Here is a 19,256-nt window from a genome sequence, read left to right as displayed (position 1 = left end):
TGAAGCGATGCAGGCGCAATTGATCGCGCTCGATTGGGGGACGACCTCATTACGTGCTTACAAAATCGCGGCGGACGGTGTGGTGCTGGAGCAGCGTGCGCTGTCGTCCGGGATCATGCAGTTGCCCAAGACCCCGCGAATCATCCACGGCCGTGAATGCGCCGATGGTTTTGAACTGGCCTTCGACGAAGCCTGTGGTGACTGGCTCGATGCGCAGCCGGATCTGCCGGTAATCGCTTGCGGCATGGTCGGCAGTGCGCAGGGCTGGCGCGAGGCGGCTTACTGCGAGACGCCGGCCGACGTCGCCCATCTCGGAAATTCCCTACAAACCGTTGTCAGCTTGCGCGGTACGCCGGTGCATATCGTCCCGGGCGTGATTCAGCGTTCGCGACTGCCGAATGTAATGCGTGGCGAAGAAACCCAAGTCCTCGGCGTGCTGCAAAGTCTGCCGGTCGAGGCGGGTAACGATCTGCTGATCGGCCTGCCCGGCAGCCACTCGAAATGGGTGGATGTGGTCGATGGCCGCATCACCCATTTCGACACGTTCATGACCGGCGAAGTGTTTGCCGTGCTCAGCGAGCACAGCATCCTCGGTCGTACCCAACAACCGAGCGCGACATTCGATGCGCAGGCGTTCGATGGTGGTGTGCAAATCGCGCTGTCGGCGGATGCCGAGCTCGGTGTGCTGTCGACCTTGTTCAGCGCCCGTACCCTCGGCCTGACCGGCGAACTGAGCCCGAGCGCTCAGGCGGATTATCTCTCCGGCCTGATGATCGGCCATGAGCTCGCCGCACTCGCCAATGTGCAGCGGCGCCGGCGCAATCAAGCGAATCTTCCATCGATCGTGCTCATCGGCAATGCGCAGCTGTGCGCGCGTTATCGCCGTGCCCTCGACGCCTGCGGCTTTGCTCAGGTGACGCTGGCCGAGCAGGCCACCGAGCGTGGCCTGTGGCAACTGGCGCGTGCCGCCGGACTGATCGATTCCTCATCCCGTTAACCCTGACTGGAAGCCTGACATGCTCAAGCAAGCACTGGCACAAAACGGTCTGATCGCGATTCTGCGTGGCCTGCAACCGCAGGAAGCGGCGGCTGTCGGTGAAGTCCTGTATTCCGCCGGATTTCGCGTCATCGAAGTACCGCTCAATTCCCCATCGCCGTACGAAAGTATCCGCATCCTGCGTGATGCGCTGCCCGCCGATTGCCTGATCGGTGCCGGCACGGTGCTCAGCCCCGAGCAGGTCGAGCAGGTCAAAGCTGCTGGCGGACAGGTGATCGTCATGCCGCACAGCGATGCCAAGGTTCTGCGCGCGGCGAAAGCGGCGGGCCTGTACCTGTCGCCGGGCGTGGCCACGCCGACCGAAGCCTTCGCCGCATTGGCCGAGGGCGCGGACATTCTCAAGCTGTTTCCGGCCGAGCAAATGAGCCCGGCGGTCGTCAAGGCCTGGCTCGCGGTGTTGCCAGCCGGCACGGTGCTGGCGCCGGTCGGCGGCATTACGCCGGACAACATGCAGGCCTTTATCGACGCCGGTGTGAAAGGTTTCGGTCTCGGTTCCGGCCTGTTCAAACCGGGCATGACGCCCGATCAGGTGGCGGTCAATGCCAAGGCCTACGTGGCTGCCTGGAAAGCCCTGCGTTAAGAATTTTTGGGCGCTGTGTGCGCTGCATCTAATAAAAGCTGCATTTACAAAAGAGAGCAGAGATGAAAATCACCAAACTCACGACCTTCATCGTCCCGCCGCGCTGGTGCTTCCTCAAGGTCGAAACCGACGAGGGCGTGACCGGTTGGGGCGAGCCTGTTGTCGAAGGGCGCGCGCATACCGTAGCGGCTGCGGTGGAAGAATTGTCCGACTACCTGATCGGCAAAGACCCGCGCAATATCGAAGACATCTGGACCGTGCTCTATCGCGGCGGCTTCTACCGTGGCGGTGCGATCCACATGAGCGCGCTGGCCGGTATCGATCAGGCGCTGTGGGACATCAAGGGCAAGGCCCTTGGTGTGTCGGTCAGCGATCTGCTCGGTGGCCAGGTGCGCGACAAGATTCGTGTCTATTCGTGGATCGGCGGCGACCGTCCGGCCGACACCGCGCGTGCGGCGAAAGAAGCAGTGAGCCGTGGTTTCACGGCGGTGAAAATGAACGGCACCGAAGAACTGCAGTTCCTCGACACTTTCGAGAAAGTCGACCTTGCCCTGGCCAACGTTGCCGCCGTGCGTGATGCGGTCGGGCCGAACGTCGGTATCGGCGTCGACTTCCACGGCCGCGTGCACAAGCCGATGGCCAAGGTGCTGATGAAGGAGCTCGACCCGTACAAACTGATGTTCATCGAAGAACCGGTGCTCAGCGAAAACTACGAAGCGCTGAAAGAACTGGCGCCGCTGACCAGCACGCCGATTGCCCTCGGCGAACGGTTGTTCTCGCGTTGGGACTTTAAACGGGTGTTGAGCGAAGGCTACGTCGACATTATCCAGCCGGATGCCTCCCACGCCGGCGGCATCACCGAAACCCGCAAGATCGCCAACATGGCCGAAGCCTACGACGTCGCGCTGGCGCTGCATTGCCCGCTGGGACCAATCGCCCTGGCGGCGTGTTTGCAACTCGACGCGGCTTGTTACAACGCGTTTATCCAGGAGCAGAGCCTCGGCATCCATTACAACGAGAGCAACGACTTGCTCGACTATGTGAAGGATCCGCGCGTGTTCGACTACGACCAGGGCTTCGTGAAGATTCCGAACGGCCCAGGGCTGGGCATCGAGATCAACGAGGAATACGTGATCGAACGCGCCGCCGTCGGCCACCGCTGGCGCAACCCGATCTGGCGTCATGCCGATGGCAGCTTTGCCGAGTGGTGAGTCTCTGACTCGCTAGCATCAGATCGTTCCCACGCTCGGCGTGGGAATGCCTCAATGGACGCTCTGCGTCCGCTGTCGGGACGCGGAGCGTCCCGGGCTGCATTCCCACGCCGAGCGTGGGAACGATCAGTTCTCCGAAGGAGAGGAGATCTGCGTCATGACCTCAACAAACATAAAAAGAGGCATCTCTCATGCAAACGCACACCCTCTCCGGGCAGGCGTCTTTAGTCACGCCTAGCCGCAAGCGATTTTTCATCATGGTGTTGCTGTTCGTCACCGTGGTCATCAACTACCTCGACCGCAGCAACCTGTCGATTGCCGCGCCGGCGCTGACCAGTGAGCTGGGCATCGATCCGGTACACGTCGGTCTGATCTTCTCCGCGTTCGGCTGGACTTACGCCGCGATGCAGATTCCCGGCGGCTGGCTGGTCGATCGCGTGCCGCCGCGCATCCTTTACAGCGTCGCGCTGCTGCTGTGGTCGGTGGCGACGGTGATGCTCGGTTTCGTCAGCAGCTTCATCGCGCTGTTCGTGCTGCGCATGGCCGTCGGTGCGCTGGAAGCGCCTGCCTATCCGATCAACAGCCGCGTGGTCACCACCTGGTTCCCCGAGCGCGAGCGCGCCACGGCGATCGGTTTCTACACCTCCGGACAGTTTGTCGGCCTGGCCTTCCTGACCCCGGTGCTGGCGTGGCTGCAACATGAATTCGGCTGGCACATGGTGTTCGTCGCCACCGGCGCGGTGGGCATTCTCTGGGCGCTGATCTGGTACGCGGTGTATCGCGAGCCGCGCGATTTCAAAGGCACTAACGAGGCGGAAATCGACCTGATCCGCGAAGGCGGCGGGCTGGTGGATATCCAGGCCGAGGCGGCCAAGGTCAAAGCCAAATTCAGCTGGACCGATCTGGGCATCGTCCTCAGCAAGCGCAAGTTGTGGGGCATCTACCTCGGCCAGTTCTGCCTGAACTCGACGCTGTGGTTCTTCCTCACCTGGTTTCCGACCTATCTGGTTAAATATCGCGGCATGGACTTCATCAAGTCCGGCCTGCTCGCATCGCTGCCATTTCTTGCCGCGTTCGTCGGCGTGTTGTGCTCGGGATTCTTTTCCGACTTCCTGATCCGTCGTGGCTACACCGTGGGCTTCGCACGCAAGTTGCCGATCATTGGCGGGCTGCTGATTTCGACTTCGATCATCGGCGCCAACTTTGTCGAGTCGACGCCGCTGGTGATTGCCTTCCTCGCCCTGGCATTTTTCGGCAACGGTCTGGCGTCGATCACCTGGTCGCTGGTGTCGACGCTGGCACCGGCGCGTTTGCTCGGTCTGACCGGTGGCGTGTTCAACTTCATCGGCAACCTGTCGGCGATTGCTACGCCGATTGTGATCGGCTTCCTCGCCAGCGGCGATTCGTTCGCTCCGGCGATCACCTACATCGCCGTGCTCGCACTGGTCGGTGCCTTGTCCTACGTGCTGCTGGTGGGCAAGGTCGAGCGTATCGAGTTGTAGTGCTCAGTCTCGGGCGACCATAATGCCGCCCGTTCCTTCGCTCAACGGTAAAAGGCTGGATATGCAGGAAGACGCCCCGGAAAAAACCAAGGACGCCGCGCCCACCGGCACCCAGACGCTGCTGCGCGGCCTCGGTGTGGTGCAGGCGGTGGCCAGTGGCGCGCGTGATCTCAAGGAGATTGCCCGGCTGATCGGCACCACGCGCAGCACCACCCATCGTCTGGCCAGTTGCCTGGTCGACGAGCGTTATCTGCGCGTGGTGCCGCAGATCGGTTATCTGCTCGGGCCGAAACTGATCGAACTGGGCTTTCAGGCCCGCGAAGAGTTGCCGCTGGTGACGTTGGCCGGACCGTATCTGGACGAGCTCTCGGCACTGACCGGCGACACGGTGCATTTTGGGATCAGGGAAGGCGACGAAGTGCTGTACCTATTGAAGAACCCCGGGCGCAACGGCCCGGAAATGCGCTCGCGGGTTGGCCATCGCATGCCGCTGGTGCGCACCGGGATCGGCAAGGCCTTGATGCTCGATGATTCGCCGCAGGATTGGCGGCGGCTGTACGACATCAGCCTGCCGGCGGGTGGGAAAAGTCAGTTCTGGCCGCAGCATCCGCAGCAGTCGTGGGAGCAGCTTGAGCAGCGCATGGGCGAATACGTTGCCGGTGGCTACGCGTTCGATCTGGAAGACAACGAACCGTCGATCCGCTGTGTGGCGGCGCCGATTCGTGATGCGAGCAAGTGCATCGTCGCGGCGATCAGTATCGCCAGCACCGTGCCGTACATGCCGCTGGAAAAAATGGCCGAGTTGATCCCCCTGCTCAAAGGGGTCACAACCCGGCTGTCGGCGGAGCTGGGCTTGAAGGTGTAAGCCGTGAAGGTTTAAGCCTTCAGCGTCGCCATGTCGATGACGAAGCGGTACTTCACATCACCGGCAATCATCCGCGCGTAGGCTTCATTGATCTGGCGGATGTCGAGCATTTCGATGTCGCAGGTGATGTTGTGCTCGGCGCAGAAATCCAGCACTTCCTGGGTCTCGGCGATACCGCCGATCAAGGAACCGGCCAGCACCCGGCGGCTCATCACCAGTTTGCCGGCGTGGACGGGCGGGTTCACCGGCTCGATCAGGCCGACCAGAATGTGCACACCGTCGAAACGCAGCGTGTCGAGGTACGGGTTCAAATCGTGTTGCACCGGAATGGTGTCGAGCAGGAAGTCGAAGTAACCGGCCGCGGCCTTCATCTGCTCGGCATCGGTGGAGACGATGACGTGATCGGCGCCCTGACGGCGACCTTCTTCAGCCTTGCTCGCCGAGCGGGTGAACAGCGTGACTTCCGCGCCCATCGCCTTGGCGAACTTGATGCCCATGTGGCCGAGGCCGCCCATGCCGAGAATCCCGACCTTGTCACCGGCCTTGACGCCGTAGTGCTTGAGCGGCGAGTAGGTGGTGATGCCGGCGCAGAGAATCGGTGCGGCGCTGGCCAGAGCCAGTTTCTCGGGGATGCGCACAACGAAGTGTTCGCTGACGACGATGCTGTCGGAGTAACCGCCCATGGTGTTGCTGCCATCGACCCGGTCCGGGGTGGCGTAGGTCATGGTCGGGCCTTCGAGGCAATATTGCTCGAGGTTCGCCTGGCAGGCTTCGCAGCTGCGGCAGGAGTCGACCATGCAGCCGACGCCAACCAGATCGCCTACCTTGTGACGGGTGACATTCGCACCGACAGCGGTGACTTTTCCGACAATCTCATGGCCGGGCATCAGCGGATAAACGGCGATGCCCCATTCGTTGCGTGCCTGATGGATGTCCGAATGGCAGACGCCGCAATAGAGAATTTCGATCGCCACGTCGTCGGCGCGCGGGCTGCGGCGTTCGAATTTCATCGGCGCGAGGGGAGTGGTGGCCGATTGGGCGGCATAGCCGATGGCGGTGTACATGGAGGACCTCGCAAAATCAGTGACAAGTGAGGCGGTGAATTCTGGGCGCCAGAGGCGGGTGCGGCCATGACGATTTCTCCGGGTCTCATGCCTAATCCTCCGGCATGCGGGTTTCGGCGATCGCATTGGCCAGCGGATCTGCGATGATGTTTTCATCCCCTTTTCCGTGAATTTTACGAAGACCTATTCGATGCAGTTGACCCGTCATCTTGATGCCAATGCCCGGCTGGTTTCGTTGATCGAACCGCTGGCGCTGCGCGATGGCTACAGCCAGACCGGCCTGCCCGGTGTGCAGATTTTGCGCGCCAGTTGCGACGTCGCCCGTGGCCCGCATATCTACGAGCCGAGCCTGATGATCATCGCCCAGGGCAGCAAACTGGCGTTCCTCGGCCCACGGACCATGGAATATGGCGCCGGGCATTACCTGATCCAGGCGCTGCCGGTGCCGTTCGAATGCGAAACCTTTGCCTTGCCCGATGCGCCATTGCTCGGTGTGTCGGTGGCGATCGATCGCGTCCTGCTCGGCGAACTGGTGCTGGCCATGGGGCTGGCGCCGGGTCGGCATATTCCGGCGCAGACGCCGGAGTCGATGACCTCGGTGGTACTCGACGATGGCATGCGCGGTTGTGTCGAACGGCTGCTCAGTTGTCTGCACGATCCGCTGGAATGCCAGATTCTCGGCCCGGCGCGGGTTCGCGAATTATTGTTCGTCGCGCTGCGCGGGCCGCAAGCGGATGTGTTGCGGGCGTTGGTCGAGCAACAAGGGCAATTCGCCCGGGTGGCGGCGTCGATCAGCCATCTGCATGCGCATTACACCGAGCCGCTCAATGTCGAGACACTGGCCAGTTGCGCGAACATGAGCGTGTCGACCTTTCATGAGCATTTCAAACGCAGCACGCTGTTGTCGCCGGTCCAGTATCTGAAGCGTTTACGTTTGTTGAAGGCGCAGACGCTGCTGGTGGCGGAGGGGCTGGGCGTGGCGCAGGTGGCGCATCGAGTGGGGTATCAGAGCACGTCGCAATTCAGTCGCGAATACAAGCGTTACTTCGAACGCAGTCCGGGGGATGAGCGCGCTGCCTGATCCGCCGATAATCCCCTGTGGGAGCGAGCCTGCTCGCGAAGGCGGTGTATCAGTCGACATCATCTTTTTATGACACACCGCTTTCGCGAGCAGGCTCGCTCCCACAGTTGTTTTGTGGTGGCAGAGGAATTTTGGGCAACAAAAAGGCCCCCATTTCGGGAGCCTTGTTGTTCAGCGTTTCGACTTACATGTTCGGGTAAGTCGGGCCGCCGGCGCCTTCCGGCGCGACCCAGGTGATGTTCTGCGCAGGGTCCTTGATGTCACAGGTCTTGCAGTGCACGCAGTTCTGGGCGTTGATCTGGAAGCGCTTCTCGCCGTCTTCCTTGGTGATCACTTCGTATACGCCGGCCGGGCAGTAACGCTGCGCCGGTTCGTCGTACAGCGGCAGGTTTTTGCTGATCGGGATGCTCGGATCGGTCAGCTTCAAGTGGCACGGCTGCTCTTCTTCGTGGTTGGTGCCGGAGATGAACACCGAGCTGAGTTTGTCGAAACTCAGTTTGCCGTCAGGTTTCGGGTAGTCGATCTTCTTGCAGTCGGCCGCGAGCTTGAGGCAGGCGTAATCCGGCTTGGTGTCGCGCAGGGTGAACGGCAGTTTGCCGCCGAAGATGTTCTGGTCCAGCCAGTTGAAACCACCGCCGATGATCGCGCCGTACTTGTGAATCGCCGGGCCGAAGTTACGGCTGGCGAACAGTTCTTCGTGCAGCCAGCTGTTCTTGAATGCGTCGACGTAAGTGGTCAGTTCGACGGTGCAATCCTGCTCGGCGAACAGCGCATCGGCTACCGATTCCGCCGCGAGCATGCCGGATTTCATCGCGGTGTGGCTGCCTTTGATCTTGGCGAAGTTCAGGGTGCCGAGGTCGCAACCGATCAGCGCTCCGCCCTTGAAGACCATTTTCGGCAGCGAGTTCAGGCCGCCCTTGGCGATGGCGCGGGCGCCGTAGCTGACGCGCTTGCCGCCTTCCAGATATTGCTTGAGCACCGGGTGATGCTTGAGGCGCTGGAACTCATCGAACGGCGACAGGTACGTGTTGCTGTAGGACAGGTCGACGATCAGACCGACCACCACCTGATTGTTTTCCAGGTGATAGAGGAACGAGCCGCCGGTGTTCTCGGTGCCCATGATGTCCAGCGGCCAGCCGGCGGTGTGCACCACCAGGCCTGGCTGATGCTTGGCCGGGTCGATTTCCCAGATTTCTTTCAGGCCGATGCCGTAGTGCTGAACGTCGGCATCGCTGTCGAGGTTGTAGCGTTTGATCAGTTGCTTGCCGATGTGGCCACGGCAGCCTTCGGCGAACAGCGTGTATTTGCCACGCAGTTCCATGCCGGGGGTGTACAGACCTTCTTTCGGATGGCCTTCACGGTCGACGCCCAGATCACCGGTGATGATCCCGCGCACCACGCCGTTTTCATCGATCAGCGCTTCCTGAGCGGCGAAGCCCGGGTAGATTTCCACACCGAGGTTTTCCGCCTGCTGGGCCAGCCAGCGGCACAGGTTGCCCAGGGAGATGATGTAGTTGCCTTCGTTGTGCATGGTCTTGGGCACAAAGAAGTCAGGAATCTTCTGCGCGCTGTCAGCGTTTTTCAGCACGAAAATGTCATCGCGTGTGACGGGCGTGTTCAGCGGCGCGCCGAGTTCTTTCCAGTCCGGGAACAGTTCGTTCAGGGCGCGGGGTTCGAACACCGCTCCGGAGAGGATGTGTGCGCCGACTTCGGAGCCTTTTTCGACCACGCAGACGCTGATTTCCTTACCGGCGTCAGCGGCCTTCTGCTTCAAGCGGCAGGCGGCGGACAGACCAGCGGGGCCGGCACCGACGATGACGACGTCGAATTCCATGTATTCGCGTTCCACAGGCTATCTCCTACTCAAGGCTCAACAGTTTTTTTTCTAATATGGAGGTTTGATCTCGCATCCGTATTGCCTTTACGTTAACGTCAAAGGGAATATTGGCGAATCCACCTTTCTCTCTAGGCGGCGCATTATATCTACACCACTCCGAGCGTCCAATACAAACGTTTGTTTGAATCGCCTCCAGCCCTGATAAATCAAAGAAGCACGGCTTATGACAGGGCATTTTGGCGTATTGACCAGAATGGGCGTTCCGGTCAAGATACGGGCGGTTTTGCGCTCGCCGTAGGCAGACTGGCGGTTTCAAGAGCACCTCTAAAGACAGGGCACAGGCAGTAGACGGTGATGCGCAGCGCAAGTCCGGCGCGCAGTTTACACAGCGTGAGAATGAATGACCCGACAGTCACCCCTGACGAACGGTCACCTCCCTTCGCGAAGTGAATCACCTCACATTCAAGCCGGCGTTTTTAGAGGTGCCCTTGTCGCCCGATGAGCATCATCCGCCAGGTTCGCCTAGGCGACTTTCTTTTCACCGGAGAGTAACGAGGAATCCATGAAGGTTCTTGTAGCTGTCAAACGCGTTGTGGATTACAACGTCAAGGTCCGCGTCAAGGCGGACAATTCCGGCGTCGACCTCGCCAACGTCAAGATGTCGATGAACCCATTCTGCGAAATCGCCGTGGAAGAAGCCGTACGCCTGAAAGAGAAGGGCGTTGCGACTGAAATCGTCGTCGTCTCCATCGGCCCGACCACCGCTCAGGAGCAGCTGCGTACCGCACTGGCTCTGGGTGCCGATCGCGCCATCCTCGTCGAATCCGCTGAAGACCTGACCTCGCTGGCCGTGGCCAAGCTGCTCAAGGCCGTCGTCGACAAGGAACAGCCGCAGCTGGTGATCCTCGGCAAACAGGCGATCGACAGCGACAACAACCAGACCGGCCAGATGCTCGCGGCACTGAGCGGCTACGGTCAGGGCACCTTCGCTTCGAAAGTCGAAGTCTCCGGCGACAGCGTTGCCGTGACCCGCGAAATCGACGGCGGCGCGCAGACCGTTTCGCTGAAACTGCCAGCCATCGTCACCACCGACCTGCGTTTGAACGAGCCGCGCTACGCGTCCCTGCCAAACATCATGAAAGCCAAGAAGAAGCCTCTCGAAGTGCTGACTCCGGACGCTTTGGGCGTTTCCACCGCCTCCACCAACAAGACCCTGAAAGTCGAAGCGCCGGCTGCACGCAGCGCAGGCATCAAGGTCAAGTCGGTGGCTGAACTGGTTGAAAAACTCAAGAACGAAGCGAAGGTAATCTAAATGACTATCTTGGTTATTGCTGAACACGACAACAAAGTGCTGGCCCCGGCCACACTGAACACCGTGGCCGCTGCTGCCAAAATCGGCGGCGACATCCACGTTCTGGTAGCAGGTCAGGGCGCAGGCCCGGTGGCCGAAGCCGCGGCGAAAATCGCTGGCGTGAGCAAAGTCCTGAATGCTGACAACGCCGCCTACGCGCATCAGCTGCCAGAGAACGTAGCTCCGCTGGTTGCAGAGCTGGGCGCTGGCTACAGCCACATCCTGGCTGCCGCGACCTCCAACGGCAAAAACATCCTGCCGCGCGTTGCTGCTGCGCTGGACGTTGACCAGATCTCCGAGATCATCTCGGTAGAAAGCGCTGACACTTTCAAGCGTCCGATCTACGCCGGTAACGCCATCGCTACCGTGCAATCGACCGCCGCGATCAAAGTGATCACCGTGCGTGCCACCGGTTTCGATCCGGTTGCTGCTGAAGGTGGTTCGGCTGCCGTTGAAGCCGTTGGCGCTGCCCACGACGCCGGTACTTCGAGCTTCGTCAGCGAAGAGCTGGCCAAGTCCGACCGTCCTGAGCTGACCGCTGCCAAGATCGTCGTTTCCGGCGGTCGCGGCATGCAGAACGGTGACAACTTCAAACACCTGTACGCGCTGGCCGACAAACTCGGCGCTGCTGTGGGCGCCTCGCGCGCTGCGGTCGACGCAGGTTTCGTACCGAACGACATGCAGGTCGGTCAGACCGGCAAGATCGTTGCGCCACAGCTGTACATCGCCGTCGGTATCTCCGGCGCGATCCAGCATCTGGCCGGCATGAAAGACTCCAAGGTGATCGTTGCGATCAACAAGGACGAAGAAGCGCCGATCTTCCAGGTGGCCGATTACGGTCTCGTGGCGGATCTGTTCGAAGCAGTACCTGAGCTGGAGAAGCTGGTCTAATCCGGCGGCTTCACTTATAAAGAGCCCGGCCTGTTGGTCGGGCTTTTTTTTGTCTTGGATTTGGCTGGGGAGCGTTTTGCCATGGATCTGCGCTGCGGATGGTTGTTGGGATTGGTGCTGTTGCCAGGTTTGGCCATGGCCGCTGGCAAGTGCGAGCGCCTGGTTGTCACCGGCAGCCCGGACGCGCCGCCGTACCTGTGGCAGGACCCGCAAAACCCCAAGCGCCTGATCGGCGCCAGTGCCGATCTGCTGCAGCAAGTGGCCAAGGATCTGGGCATCAAAGTCGACCTGCTCTACGCCGGCAAACGCTCGCAGGCCCTCGATGAAGTGCGCAGCGGGCGCATGGACATGCTGGCCGACGCGCCGCTGACCGTGAATGAGCTGGAAAACTTCGACTTCATTCATCCGCCACTGCTGGAAAACGACTACCTGGTGTGGACCCGCAAAGGCTCGACGCTGACCTATGCCGAGGCCAGCGACCTGAAAGGCCATGCCGGCGCGGTGTCGGAAAAGTCGCGGATGACCCAGGCATTCGGCACTTTCGCCGAACAGAATCTGACCCTGACCCGCACAGCCAACCTTACCGAGGCATTACAGAAACTGCTGTTGGGCGAGGTGGAATATGTCCTCGCCGGCCGTTACTCAGGCCTGGCCGCCGCGCAGACATTGGGCATGACCAGCGATCTGTTGGCGTTCGAACAACCCATCGACCGGCCGGGTCTGTTCCTCGCGGTTTCGCATAACTCGGCCTGCAACGATCCGTGGTTGCGCGGACAGCTCGCCAAAAAGATGACAGAATTGCCCGCGTCCGGACTGACGGAAGCCGCGCTGCAACGCAACATCGAGCGCTGGAAGGCGCAACAGCAACAGCCGCCACTACCTGTCAGTGCCCCAAAACAGTAGGGATTCTTAGTGAGTATTCGACCTCTTTTCGCGGCAGTGGCCGTTCTGGCCCTGGCCGGGTGCGCATCCGATCCGGCACCCAGTGAACAAATGCGTTTGACCGAACAAGCCATCGTGCAGGCCAAGGCAGTCGGCGCCACCGCTGACGAAGTGCCGGAAATGCAACTGGCCGAAACAAAATACAACCGCGCCAAAGGCAGCATGGCCGACGAGTCCTATCGCAACGCGCGCATGCGTGCCGAGCAGGCCGAACTGGATGCACGTCTGGCCGAGGCCAAGGTGCTGACGAAAAAAAGTGAAGAACAGCTGAATGTGCTCAATATCCGCATTGTCCGCCTGCGCAAGCAGCTGCAACTGGGGGAAGCACAATGAGCCTCAAGTCCAATGCTCTCGGCATTCTGCTTCTTGCCGGTTGCGCCAGCCTCTACGGCTGCGCCGGCCAGCACAGCGAGGCTGCGCTGCAACAGGCCGGCGCTGATTTCCAGAAGGTCAAGGAAGATTCCAACGTGCTGCGCATCGCGCCGAAAGACGTGATCCGCGCCGGTGAGTCCCTGGCCCGCGCCGATCGGCTGTCGACCTATTGGGGCAGCGGTGCCGACGTGGTGCATTACGCCTACCTGAGCCAGCGCTACAGCGAAATCGCCCGCGAGCACACCAATCAGGCGCTCAACGAGGAGCGCGCCGCCAAGCTCGAGCTTGAGCGCCAGCGTCTGCAACTGGCCCTGCGCGAATCGAAACTGCTCAGCGTGCAGCAACAAGGCAAGTGGCTGGAGGAACAGATCGTGGCGCTGGCCACCACTCAGACCGATCGGGGTCTGGTGATGACCCTCGGCGACGTGTTGTTCGACACCGGCCAGGCGGAACTGAAAAACTCGGCCAACCGCGTCGTACTGAAGATCGTCCAGTTCCTGCAACTGAATCCCAAGCGCGTTGTGCGCATCGAGGGTTACACCGACAGCACCGGTGGCAGACAGGAAAACCTCAAACTGTCCCGCGATCGTGCGCAATCGGTGGCTGACGTGCTGGTCGATCTGGGTATCGACGAAAAACGCATTCAGGTCGAAGGTTACGGTGATCAGTTCCCGGTCGATGCCAACGCCTCCGAGCGTGGACGGGCGCAGAACCGCCGCGTAGAAATCGTGTTCTCTGACGAAAAAGGCCAGCTCGGCGCCGCCCGCTGAGGGCTGCGTCTCTGGAAAGCCCGGACTGTCATGCAGTGCCGGGCTTTTTTGTGTCTGTCGATTGCCGCGCAAAACCGTACAGATGGGGCAGACACCGCACTGTACGGTCGAGTAATCTGGCAACTGTCCCAGTACACTTCTAAACTGTTCCGGTATTGTTTCAGACAAGAATAAAACGCCCGTGAAATCGAGTGCTGCGTCATGACCAATCTCTTGCTATACCAACGTATTGCTCAGCAACTGGCCGAAGACATCCGCCGTGGTGTCTATCAACCGGGGGAGCGCGTGCCTTCGGTGCGCAAGATGAGTTCGCAGCTCAACGTCAGCCATGCGACGGTACTGCAGGCTTACGCCAATCTCGAAGATCAGGGCCTGATCCGCGCCCGGCCGCAGTCGGGTTACTACGTACACCAGACCCCGGCGCTGACCGCGCCGACGCCGGACATTGCCCGGGTCGAACGGCCGGGGCTGGTGACGCGCAGCAGCATCATTCAACAGGTATTGGTCGAATCCCGCCGCGAAGGCGTGTTTCCGCTGGGCGCTGCGGTGCCGAGTGTCGATTATCTGCCGGTGCGCGCGCTGCATCAGCAATTGGCCAAGGTCACCCGCTTCCACAGCCCTCGGGCGTTCAGCTACATGTTCAGCCCCGGCTTCGAACCGCTGCGTCGGCAAGTGGCGATCCGCATGCGTGACGCTGGCGTGGTGGTCGATCCGTCGGAAGTGGTGATCACCCACGGCTGTGTCGACGCCTTGCAGATGTCGTTGCGCGTGCTGACCCGGCCGGGCGATCTGATCGCTGCCGAATCGCCGACCTATTACGGCCTGCTGCAACTGGCCGATCTGCTCGGCCTGAAAGTCATCGAAATCCCCAGCGATCCCGCCACCGGCATGAGCCTGGAGGCCTTGCAACTGGCCGCCAACCAATGGTCGATCAAGGCGCTGGTGCTGACCACGCGCCTGAGCAACCCCCTCGGCGGAACCATGCCGGAAGAGCGGCAGAAACAGTTGTTGCGTCTGGCCTCGGATTTCGACATTCAGATTGTCGAAGACGATATCTACGGCGAACTAATGTTCGAGCAGGGCCGCACCAAAGCGCTGAAAGCCTACGACCGCCTGGATCGGGTGATCTACTGCTCGAGCTTCTCCAAAACCCTATCACCGGGTGTGCGCATCGGCTGGATGATCGCCGGCAAATACCAACAGGAAATCCAGCGCCTGCAAACCTTCAGCACCCATTCGGCGTGCAGCGTCACGCAGATGGCGATTGCCGCGTATCTGGAAAACGGCGGTTATGACCGGCATTTACGCTACATCCGTCAGGAATACCGGAAGAACCTCAGCGCGTTCCAGCTGGCGGTGCAGCAGCACTTCCCCGAGGGCACGCAAATGTCCCGGCCCACGGGCGGTTTCATCCTCTGGGTGAGCTTGCCGGGGCGGGTCAACACTCAGGAATTGCATGTCCGCGCGCTGCAACAAGGCATCAGCATCGCGCCGGGGCTGATCTTCAGTAATACCGAGCAGTTCAACCACTGTATCCGCCTCAACTGCGGCATTCCGTGGAACCGCGAAGCGGAGCGGGCGCTGATGACGCTGGGTCTGTTGGCCACCCAACTATGTCAGGAAACCGCTGGCGGATTCTGAACGGGGAGGGCGCTGAGGCTTGTCATGTGACGCACAACAGGCGAGCATGTGGCCCTCTGCCGTTAGTTCGTTGGGTCCATGAAAGCGATTGTTCCTGCCGCGTGGGTACTGCTGGGTTTGCTGATGATCGGCCAGGCGCCGGGTGTCCTGGCGGCCGCAGCCCAGGAAAAACCGGCAGCGACCAGTACCACGAACAAAGCCACCAAAACCGCGGCTCCGGCAAAAAAAGCCCAGGCGAAAAAAAACGTCACGGTGAAGAAGCGCCGCCCGGTTGCTTCGAAATCGAAACCCGCCAGCGAAGTGGCCAAGACCAAATTGCCGCCGGCAAAACTCGATCTCAGCCTGCCCAAGGATATGGTTGAAGAGTTGAAGCCCCAGGGCACCGTTGAGCTGCCCAAACGCGAGGCCATCCTGCCGCAGATGTTTGGCGAGAAAGATAACGGCTTCCAGCTCAACGGCCGTTTGCTCAGCAACGAAATGCAGTTGCAACTGCGCAACGAAGCGCGACGCGATGTGGAAGGCGCAGCGCTGGATTTCGAATTCAAGCAATAGATGCAGCCCTCTGCAACGCGCAGACCAGACGCTTCGTCGGAGACCGCCCGGTCACTTTTACTTATCGTTGAAAAGCCGCTCGTAGCAATTTGAAACAGTCGTTTTAGCGGTTACTCTGTTTCCCGTCTCTTTACACATCGCCCGTCGCGAGGATCTGTTCGTCATGAAATGCCGTGAAGGCTGTGGCGCTTGCTGCATTGCCCCCTCCATCAGTTCGCCGATCCCCGGCATGCCCGATGGCAAGCCCGCCGGCGAACGTTGCGTGCAACTGTCGGTCGATAACCTGTGCAGCATTTTCGGCCGTCCGGAACGTCCGGCTGTCTGCTCGGGCTTCGCTGCGGATGTCGAGGTGTGCGGCAGCAGTTCGGAAGAAGCGATCAGATTGATCGGCTGGTGGGAGCAGATGACGGCGGCGTGATGTGTTCACGAACGGAACTTCAACAATAAGGAATAACACTATGGGTTCGCTGCACCGTATCGCTGTGTTGTGTGGTCTGACTGCCGTACTTGCCACTTCGCTCGCCCACGCGGAAGACTGGAAAGTGGCGAAGAACGAAGACGGCATCAAGGTTTCCCTGAGCGAGATACCCGGTTCGGACTACAAGTCCTACCAAGGCGTCGCGCTGATGAAAACCACCGTTGCCAAACTGCGCGCCTTGCAGGAAGACGTCTCCGGCGCGTGCGCGTGGATTCACGAGTGCAAGAGCCAGAAACTGCTCAAGCACGAAGGCGATCTGAGCTGGACCTATTCGCAATTCAACACGCCGTGGCCGGTGACCCCGCGTGATTCGGTGCTGAAGATCACCACCGTTGAAGGTGCCGATGGCAGCCTGACCCGGAACCTTGAAGGTGTACCGACCTATCTGCCGGAAGAAAAAGGTTTCGTGCGGGTTCAGCAGGTCAAAGGCTTCTGGAAGTTCGTGCCTAAGGGCGATCAGGTTGAAGTGACTTATCAGGTGCACACCGAGCCGGGCGGTAGCGTGCCGGCCATGGTCGCCAACAAGTTTGTGGTGGATGCGCCATTCAATACCCTGAAAGCGCTGAAAGAACGCGCCGAGAAATAATCAATTCGCTGTAAGCAAAACGCCCCGACCGGTTCGGGGCGTTTTGTTTTGTCTCTAAATTGTATTTCCAGATATGCGTTGCACGAAATTTTCACAAAGTCTCCAAGACAATTCGCCCGCACTTGTTGCCTGCCATAGCGCTGCCAACCCTTCGAATGAAAGTCTCGAAGAGCAGGGCAGTAATCAATGGCAATGGTGTGAACGATCGTGCAACATTTGCGCACCGCGCACGCCCCGGGGTCTGGACTGACCAATAGAGGGCCTGGCGCCGCTGTATTTTTGCAACTTCAACTTCCAATGGGTCCTAAAACGACATGGCAAACCCGGACGCCCTGAATCAGCAGCGATCTTCTGCTCGCCTGCTGCAACCGACCGTCAAATCGCATCTGGCCTACACGCTGCTGTGCGCACTGGTCATGATGGTCATGTTTTCCGCGCTGCGCCTCGCGCTGCTGGTCTACAACCGCGAGATGATCCTCGACACCCCGGCCGCGACCTTCCTTGAAGCGTTCGTCAACGGTCTGCGTTTCGACCTGCGCCTGGTGGTGTACCTGTGCATTCCGCTGGTGCTGGCGCTGTTCAGTGCCCGGGCCATGGCCGCGCGCGGTTTCTTCCGTCTGTGGCTGACGGTCGCCTCGAGCATCGCGCTGTTTCTCGGCCTGATGGAAATGGACTTCTACCGCGAATTTCACCAGCGCCTCAATGGTCTGGTGTTCCAGTACGTGAAGGAAGACCCGAAAACCGTAATGAGCATGCTCTGGTACGGTTTCCCGGTGGTGCGCTACGTGCTGGCATGGGTAATCGGCACGGTCATTCTGACCCTGGCGTTCAAAGGCGCCGACCGCGCCACCCGCCCGCGCGGACCGTTCAGCGGCGGCAGCGTCAGCTCCCGTCAGGTTGCGCCGTGGTACACCCGCCTGGCGGTGTTCGTAGTCTGCCTGCTGATCTGCGTCGTCGCCGCTCGCGGCACCCTGCGTCAAGGCCCGCCGATGCGTTGGGGTGACGTCTACACCACCGATTCCAACTTCGCCAACCAGCTCGGCCTCAATGGCACGCTGTCGCTGGTCGCCGCAGCCAAGGCGCGCATGGGCGAAGACCGCGACAACATCTGGAAAGCCACGCTGCCGCAGGAGCAGGCGCAGCAAGTGGTGCGCGACATGCTGCTGATGCCGGACGACAAACTGGTCGATGCCGACATCGCCGCTGTTCGCCGCGACTACATGCCGCCGGCCGACAAGACCCTGCCGATCAAGAACGTCGTGGTGATCCTGATGGAAAGCATGGCCGGTCACTCGGTCGGTGCTTTGGGCGCGCCGGGCAATATCACCCCGTACCTGGACAAGCTGTCGAAGGAAGGTCTGCTGTTCGACCGTTTCTTCTCCAACGGCACCCACACCCATCAGGGCATGTTCGCGACCATGGCCTGCTTCCCCAACCTGCCAGGTTTCGAATACCTGATGCAGACCCCGGAAGGCAGCCACAAACTGTCCGGTCTGCCGCAGCTGCTCAGCGCCCGCGACTATGACGATGTCTACGTCTACAACGGCGACTTCGCCTGGGATAACCAGTCGGGCTTCTTCAGCAACCAGGGCATGACCAACTTCGTTGGCCGCAACGACTTCGTCAATCCGGTGTTCTCCGATCCGACCTGGGGCGTGTCCGACCAGGACATGTTCGATCGTGGCCTGCAGGAACTGAAGGCGCGGGAAAACGGCAAGCCGTTTTACGCGCTGCTGCAAACCCTGTCCAACCACACGCCGTACGCCTTGCCGACGCCATTGCCGGTCGAGCGCGTCACTGACCGTGGCAGCCTCAACGAACACCTGACCGCCATGCGCTATTCCGATTGGGCGCTCGGCCAGTTCTTCGAGAAGGCGCGCAAAGAGAAGTACTTCAACGAAACCCTGTTCGTCATCGTCGGCGACCACGGCTTCGGCAACGAGCGCCAGATCACCGAAATGGACCTGGGTCGCTTCAACGTGCCGATGCTGATGATTGCCCCGGGCATCCAGCAGAAGTTCGGTACCCGCGACCACACCGTGGGTACGCAGATCGACATCGTGCCGACCATCATGGGCCGCCTCGGTGGCGAAGTGCGTCACCAGTGCTGGGGCCGTGACCTGCTCAACCTGCCGCAGGGCGACACCGGTTTTGGCGTGATCAAGCCTTCGGGCAGCGAGCAGACCACCGCCATCGTCACCGCCGATGAGATTCTGGTGCTGCCGCGTGACAAGGACATGGGCCCGAAAATCTGGAAATATCAGCTGGGCGCCAACCCGCACGCCGAAGTTGTACCGGACGCGCCGCGCACTGCCGAACTCAAACTCAAACTTGAAGCGTTCCTGCAAACCGCAACCAAGAGCTTGCTCGATAACACCGCCGGTGTCATTCACGGCAAGCCGGACTGATCACTCCTTAAAGTCCACGCAATAAAAAAGAGGCCCTTGCAAAAGGGCCTCTTTTTTTACAGCTTCAA

At 60.6% G+C, this 19,256-nt stretch carries 18 protein-coding genes and 1 pseudogene; 17 read left to right on the top strand and 2 right to left on the bottom strand.

Annotated features, from left to right (window positions below; genetic code table 11):
• The first annotated feature begins 7 nt into the window (after positions 1-7).
• The 5 genes from J5M66_RS20600 (at position 8) to J5M66_RS20580 (ending at position 5,215) form a co-directional block, all read left to right on the top strand.
• A complete protein-coding gene (locus J5M66_RS20600) occupies positions 8-997 on the top strand; it encodes a 2-dehydro-3-deoxygalactonokinase (RefSeq protein ID WP_207807792.1) in 990 nt (329 codons plus the stop codon).
• A 19-nt stretch (positions 998-1,016) separates the two neighbouring features.
• Positions 1,017-1,637 carry a 2-dehydro-3-deoxy-6-phosphogalactonate aldolase gene (locus J5M66_RS20595; RefSeq protein ID WP_207807791.1) on the top strand — a complete coding sequence of 207 codons (621 nt, stop codon included), beginning with the start codon at positions 1,017-1,019 and terminating at the stop codon, positions 1,635-1,637.
• 62 nt (positions 1,638-1,699) lie between these two features.
• Positions 1,700-2,848, top strand: a complete 1,149-nt coding sequence (gene dgoD, locus J5M66_RS20590; RefSeq protein ID WP_016770960.1) for a galactonate dehydratase — start codon at positions 1,700-1,702, stop codon at positions 2,846-2,848.
• A 191-nt stretch (positions 2,849-3,039) separates the two neighbouring features.
• Positions 3,040-4,350, top strand: a complete 1,311-nt coding sequence (locus tag J5M66_RS20585; protein WP_207807790.1) for an MFS transporter — start codon at positions 3,040-3,042, stop codon at positions 4,348-4,350.
• A 61-nt stretch (positions 4,351-4,411) separates the two neighbouring features.
• On the top strand, positions 4,412-5,215 hold the full coding sequence (locus tag J5M66_RS20580; RefSeq protein WP_207807816.1) for an IclR family transcriptional regulator: 804 nt from the start codon (positions 4,412-4,414) through the stop codon (positions 5,213-5,215).
• An 11-nt stretch (positions 5,216-5,226) separates the two neighbouring features.
• Here J5M66_RS20580 and J5M66_RS20575 read toward each other — a convergent pair whose 3' ends face one another.
• Positions 5,227-6,279, bottom strand: coding sequence for an alcohol dehydrogenase catalytic domain-containing protein (locus J5M66_RS20575; protein WP_016770957.1), 1,053 nt, complete (start codon positions 6,277-6,279; stop codon positions 5,227-5,229).
• A 190-nt stretch (positions 6,280-6,469) separates the two neighbouring features.
• Between J5M66_RS20575 and J5M66_RS20570 the strand changes: the two genes are divergently transcribed.
• On the top strand, positions 6,470-7,360 hold the full coding sequence (locus J5M66_RS20570) for an AraC family transcriptional regulator (protein WP_090288604.1): 891 nt from the start codon (positions 6,470-6,472) through the stop codon (positions 7,358-7,360).
• Between the two features lie 17 nt (positions 7,361-7,377).
• Positions 7,378-7,470 (top strand): annotated as a pseudogene (locus J5M66_RS27245) (metal ABC transporter ATP-binding protein); the annotation flags it as partial.
• Positions 7,471-7,544: 74 nt separating this feature from the next.
• Here the strand turns inward: J5M66_RS27245 and J5M66_RS20565 are convergent.
• Positions 7,545-9,209, bottom strand: a complete 1,665-nt coding sequence (locus J5M66_RS20565; RefSeq protein WP_024013896.1) for an electron transfer flavoprotein-ubiquinone oxidoreductase — start codon at positions 9,207-9,209, stop codon at positions 7,545-7,547.
• 550 nt (positions 9,210-9,759) lie between these two features.
• On the opposite strand from J5M66_RS20565, the gene J5M66_RS20560 reads away from it, so the two are divergent.
• The 10 genes from J5M66_RS20560 (at position 9,760) to J5M66_RS20515 (ending at position 19,188) form a co-directional block, all read left to right on the top strand.
• Complete coding sequence (locus J5M66_RS20560) at positions 9,760-10,509, top strand: electron transfer flavoprotein subunit beta/FixA family protein (protein WP_007908338.1); 750 nt, start codon at positions 9,760-9,762, stop codon at positions 10,507-10,509.
• Entirely contained in the window at positions 10,510-11,439 is a 930-nt protein-coding gene (locus J5M66_RS20555; protein ID WP_016770954.1) for an FAD-binding protein, read from the top strand.
• An 81-nt stretch (positions 11,440-11,520) separates the two neighbouring features.
• Positions 11,521-12,342 carry a transporter substrate-binding domain-containing protein gene (locus J5M66_RS20550; protein WP_207807789.1) on the top strand — a complete coding sequence of 274 codons (822 nt, stop codon included), beginning with the start codon at positions 11,521-11,523 and terminating at the stop codon, positions 12,340-12,342.
• A 9-nt stretch (positions 12,343-12,351) separates the two neighbouring features.
• Positions 12,352-12,714 carry a DUF4398 domain-containing protein gene (locus tag J5M66_RS20545; protein ID WP_207807788.1) on the top strand — a complete coding sequence of 121 codons (363 nt, stop codon included), beginning with the start codon at positions 12,352-12,354 and terminating at the stop codon, positions 12,712-12,714.
• A complete protein-coding gene (locus J5M66_RS20540) occupies positions 12,711-13,523 on the top strand; it encodes an OmpA family protein (RefSeq protein WP_024013894.1) in 813 nt (270 codons plus the stop codon). Before J5M66_RS20545 ends, J5M66_RS20540 begins: the two co-directional genes overlap by 4 nt.
• Positions 13,524-13,724: 201 nt before the next feature.
• Positions 13,725-15,164: a PLP-dependent aminotransferase family protein gene (locus J5M66_RS20535; protein ID WP_024013893.1), complete on the top strand. Its 1,440-nt coding sequence runs from the start codon at positions 13,725-13,727 to the stop codon at positions 15,162-15,164.
• A gap of 78 nt (positions 15,165-15,242) precedes the next feature.
• A complete protein-coding gene (locus J5M66_RS20530; protein ID WP_123443583.1) occupies positions 15,243-15,716 on the top strand; it encodes a translation initiation factor 2 in 474 nt (157 codons plus the stop codon).
• A 163-nt stretch (positions 15,717-15,879) separates the two neighbouring features.
• Positions 15,880-16,134 (top strand): YkgJ family cysteine cluster protein, encoded by a 255-nt coding sequence (locus tag J5M66_RS20525; RefSeq protein WP_016770949.1) that lies wholly within the window; start codon positions 15,880-15,882, stop codon positions 16,132-16,134.
• Positions 16,135-16,174: 40 nt separating this feature from the next.
• A complete protein-coding gene (locus J5M66_RS20520; protein ID WP_207807787.1) occupies positions 16,175-16,780 on the top strand; it encodes an START domain-containing protein in 606 nt (201 codons plus the stop codon).
• Between the two features lie 314 nt (positions 16,781-17,094).
• Positions 17,095-19,188 (top strand): LTA synthase family protein, encoded by a 2,094-nt coding sequence (locus J5M66_RS20515; protein ID WP_056788312.1) that lies wholly within the window; start codon positions 17,095-17,097, stop codon positions 19,186-19,188.
• The last annotated feature ends 68 nt before the right edge of the window (positions 19,189-19,256 follow it).

Origin of the sequence: Pseudomonas sp. 67(2021), assembly GCF_017491835.1 — a bacterium.
Classification (GTDB): Bacteria; Pseudomonadota; Gammaproteobacteria; order Pseudomonadales; family Pseudomonadaceae; genus Aquipseudomonas; species Aquipseudomonas atacamensis.
This window is presented reverse-complemented; position numbering and strand designations above follow the sequence as displayed.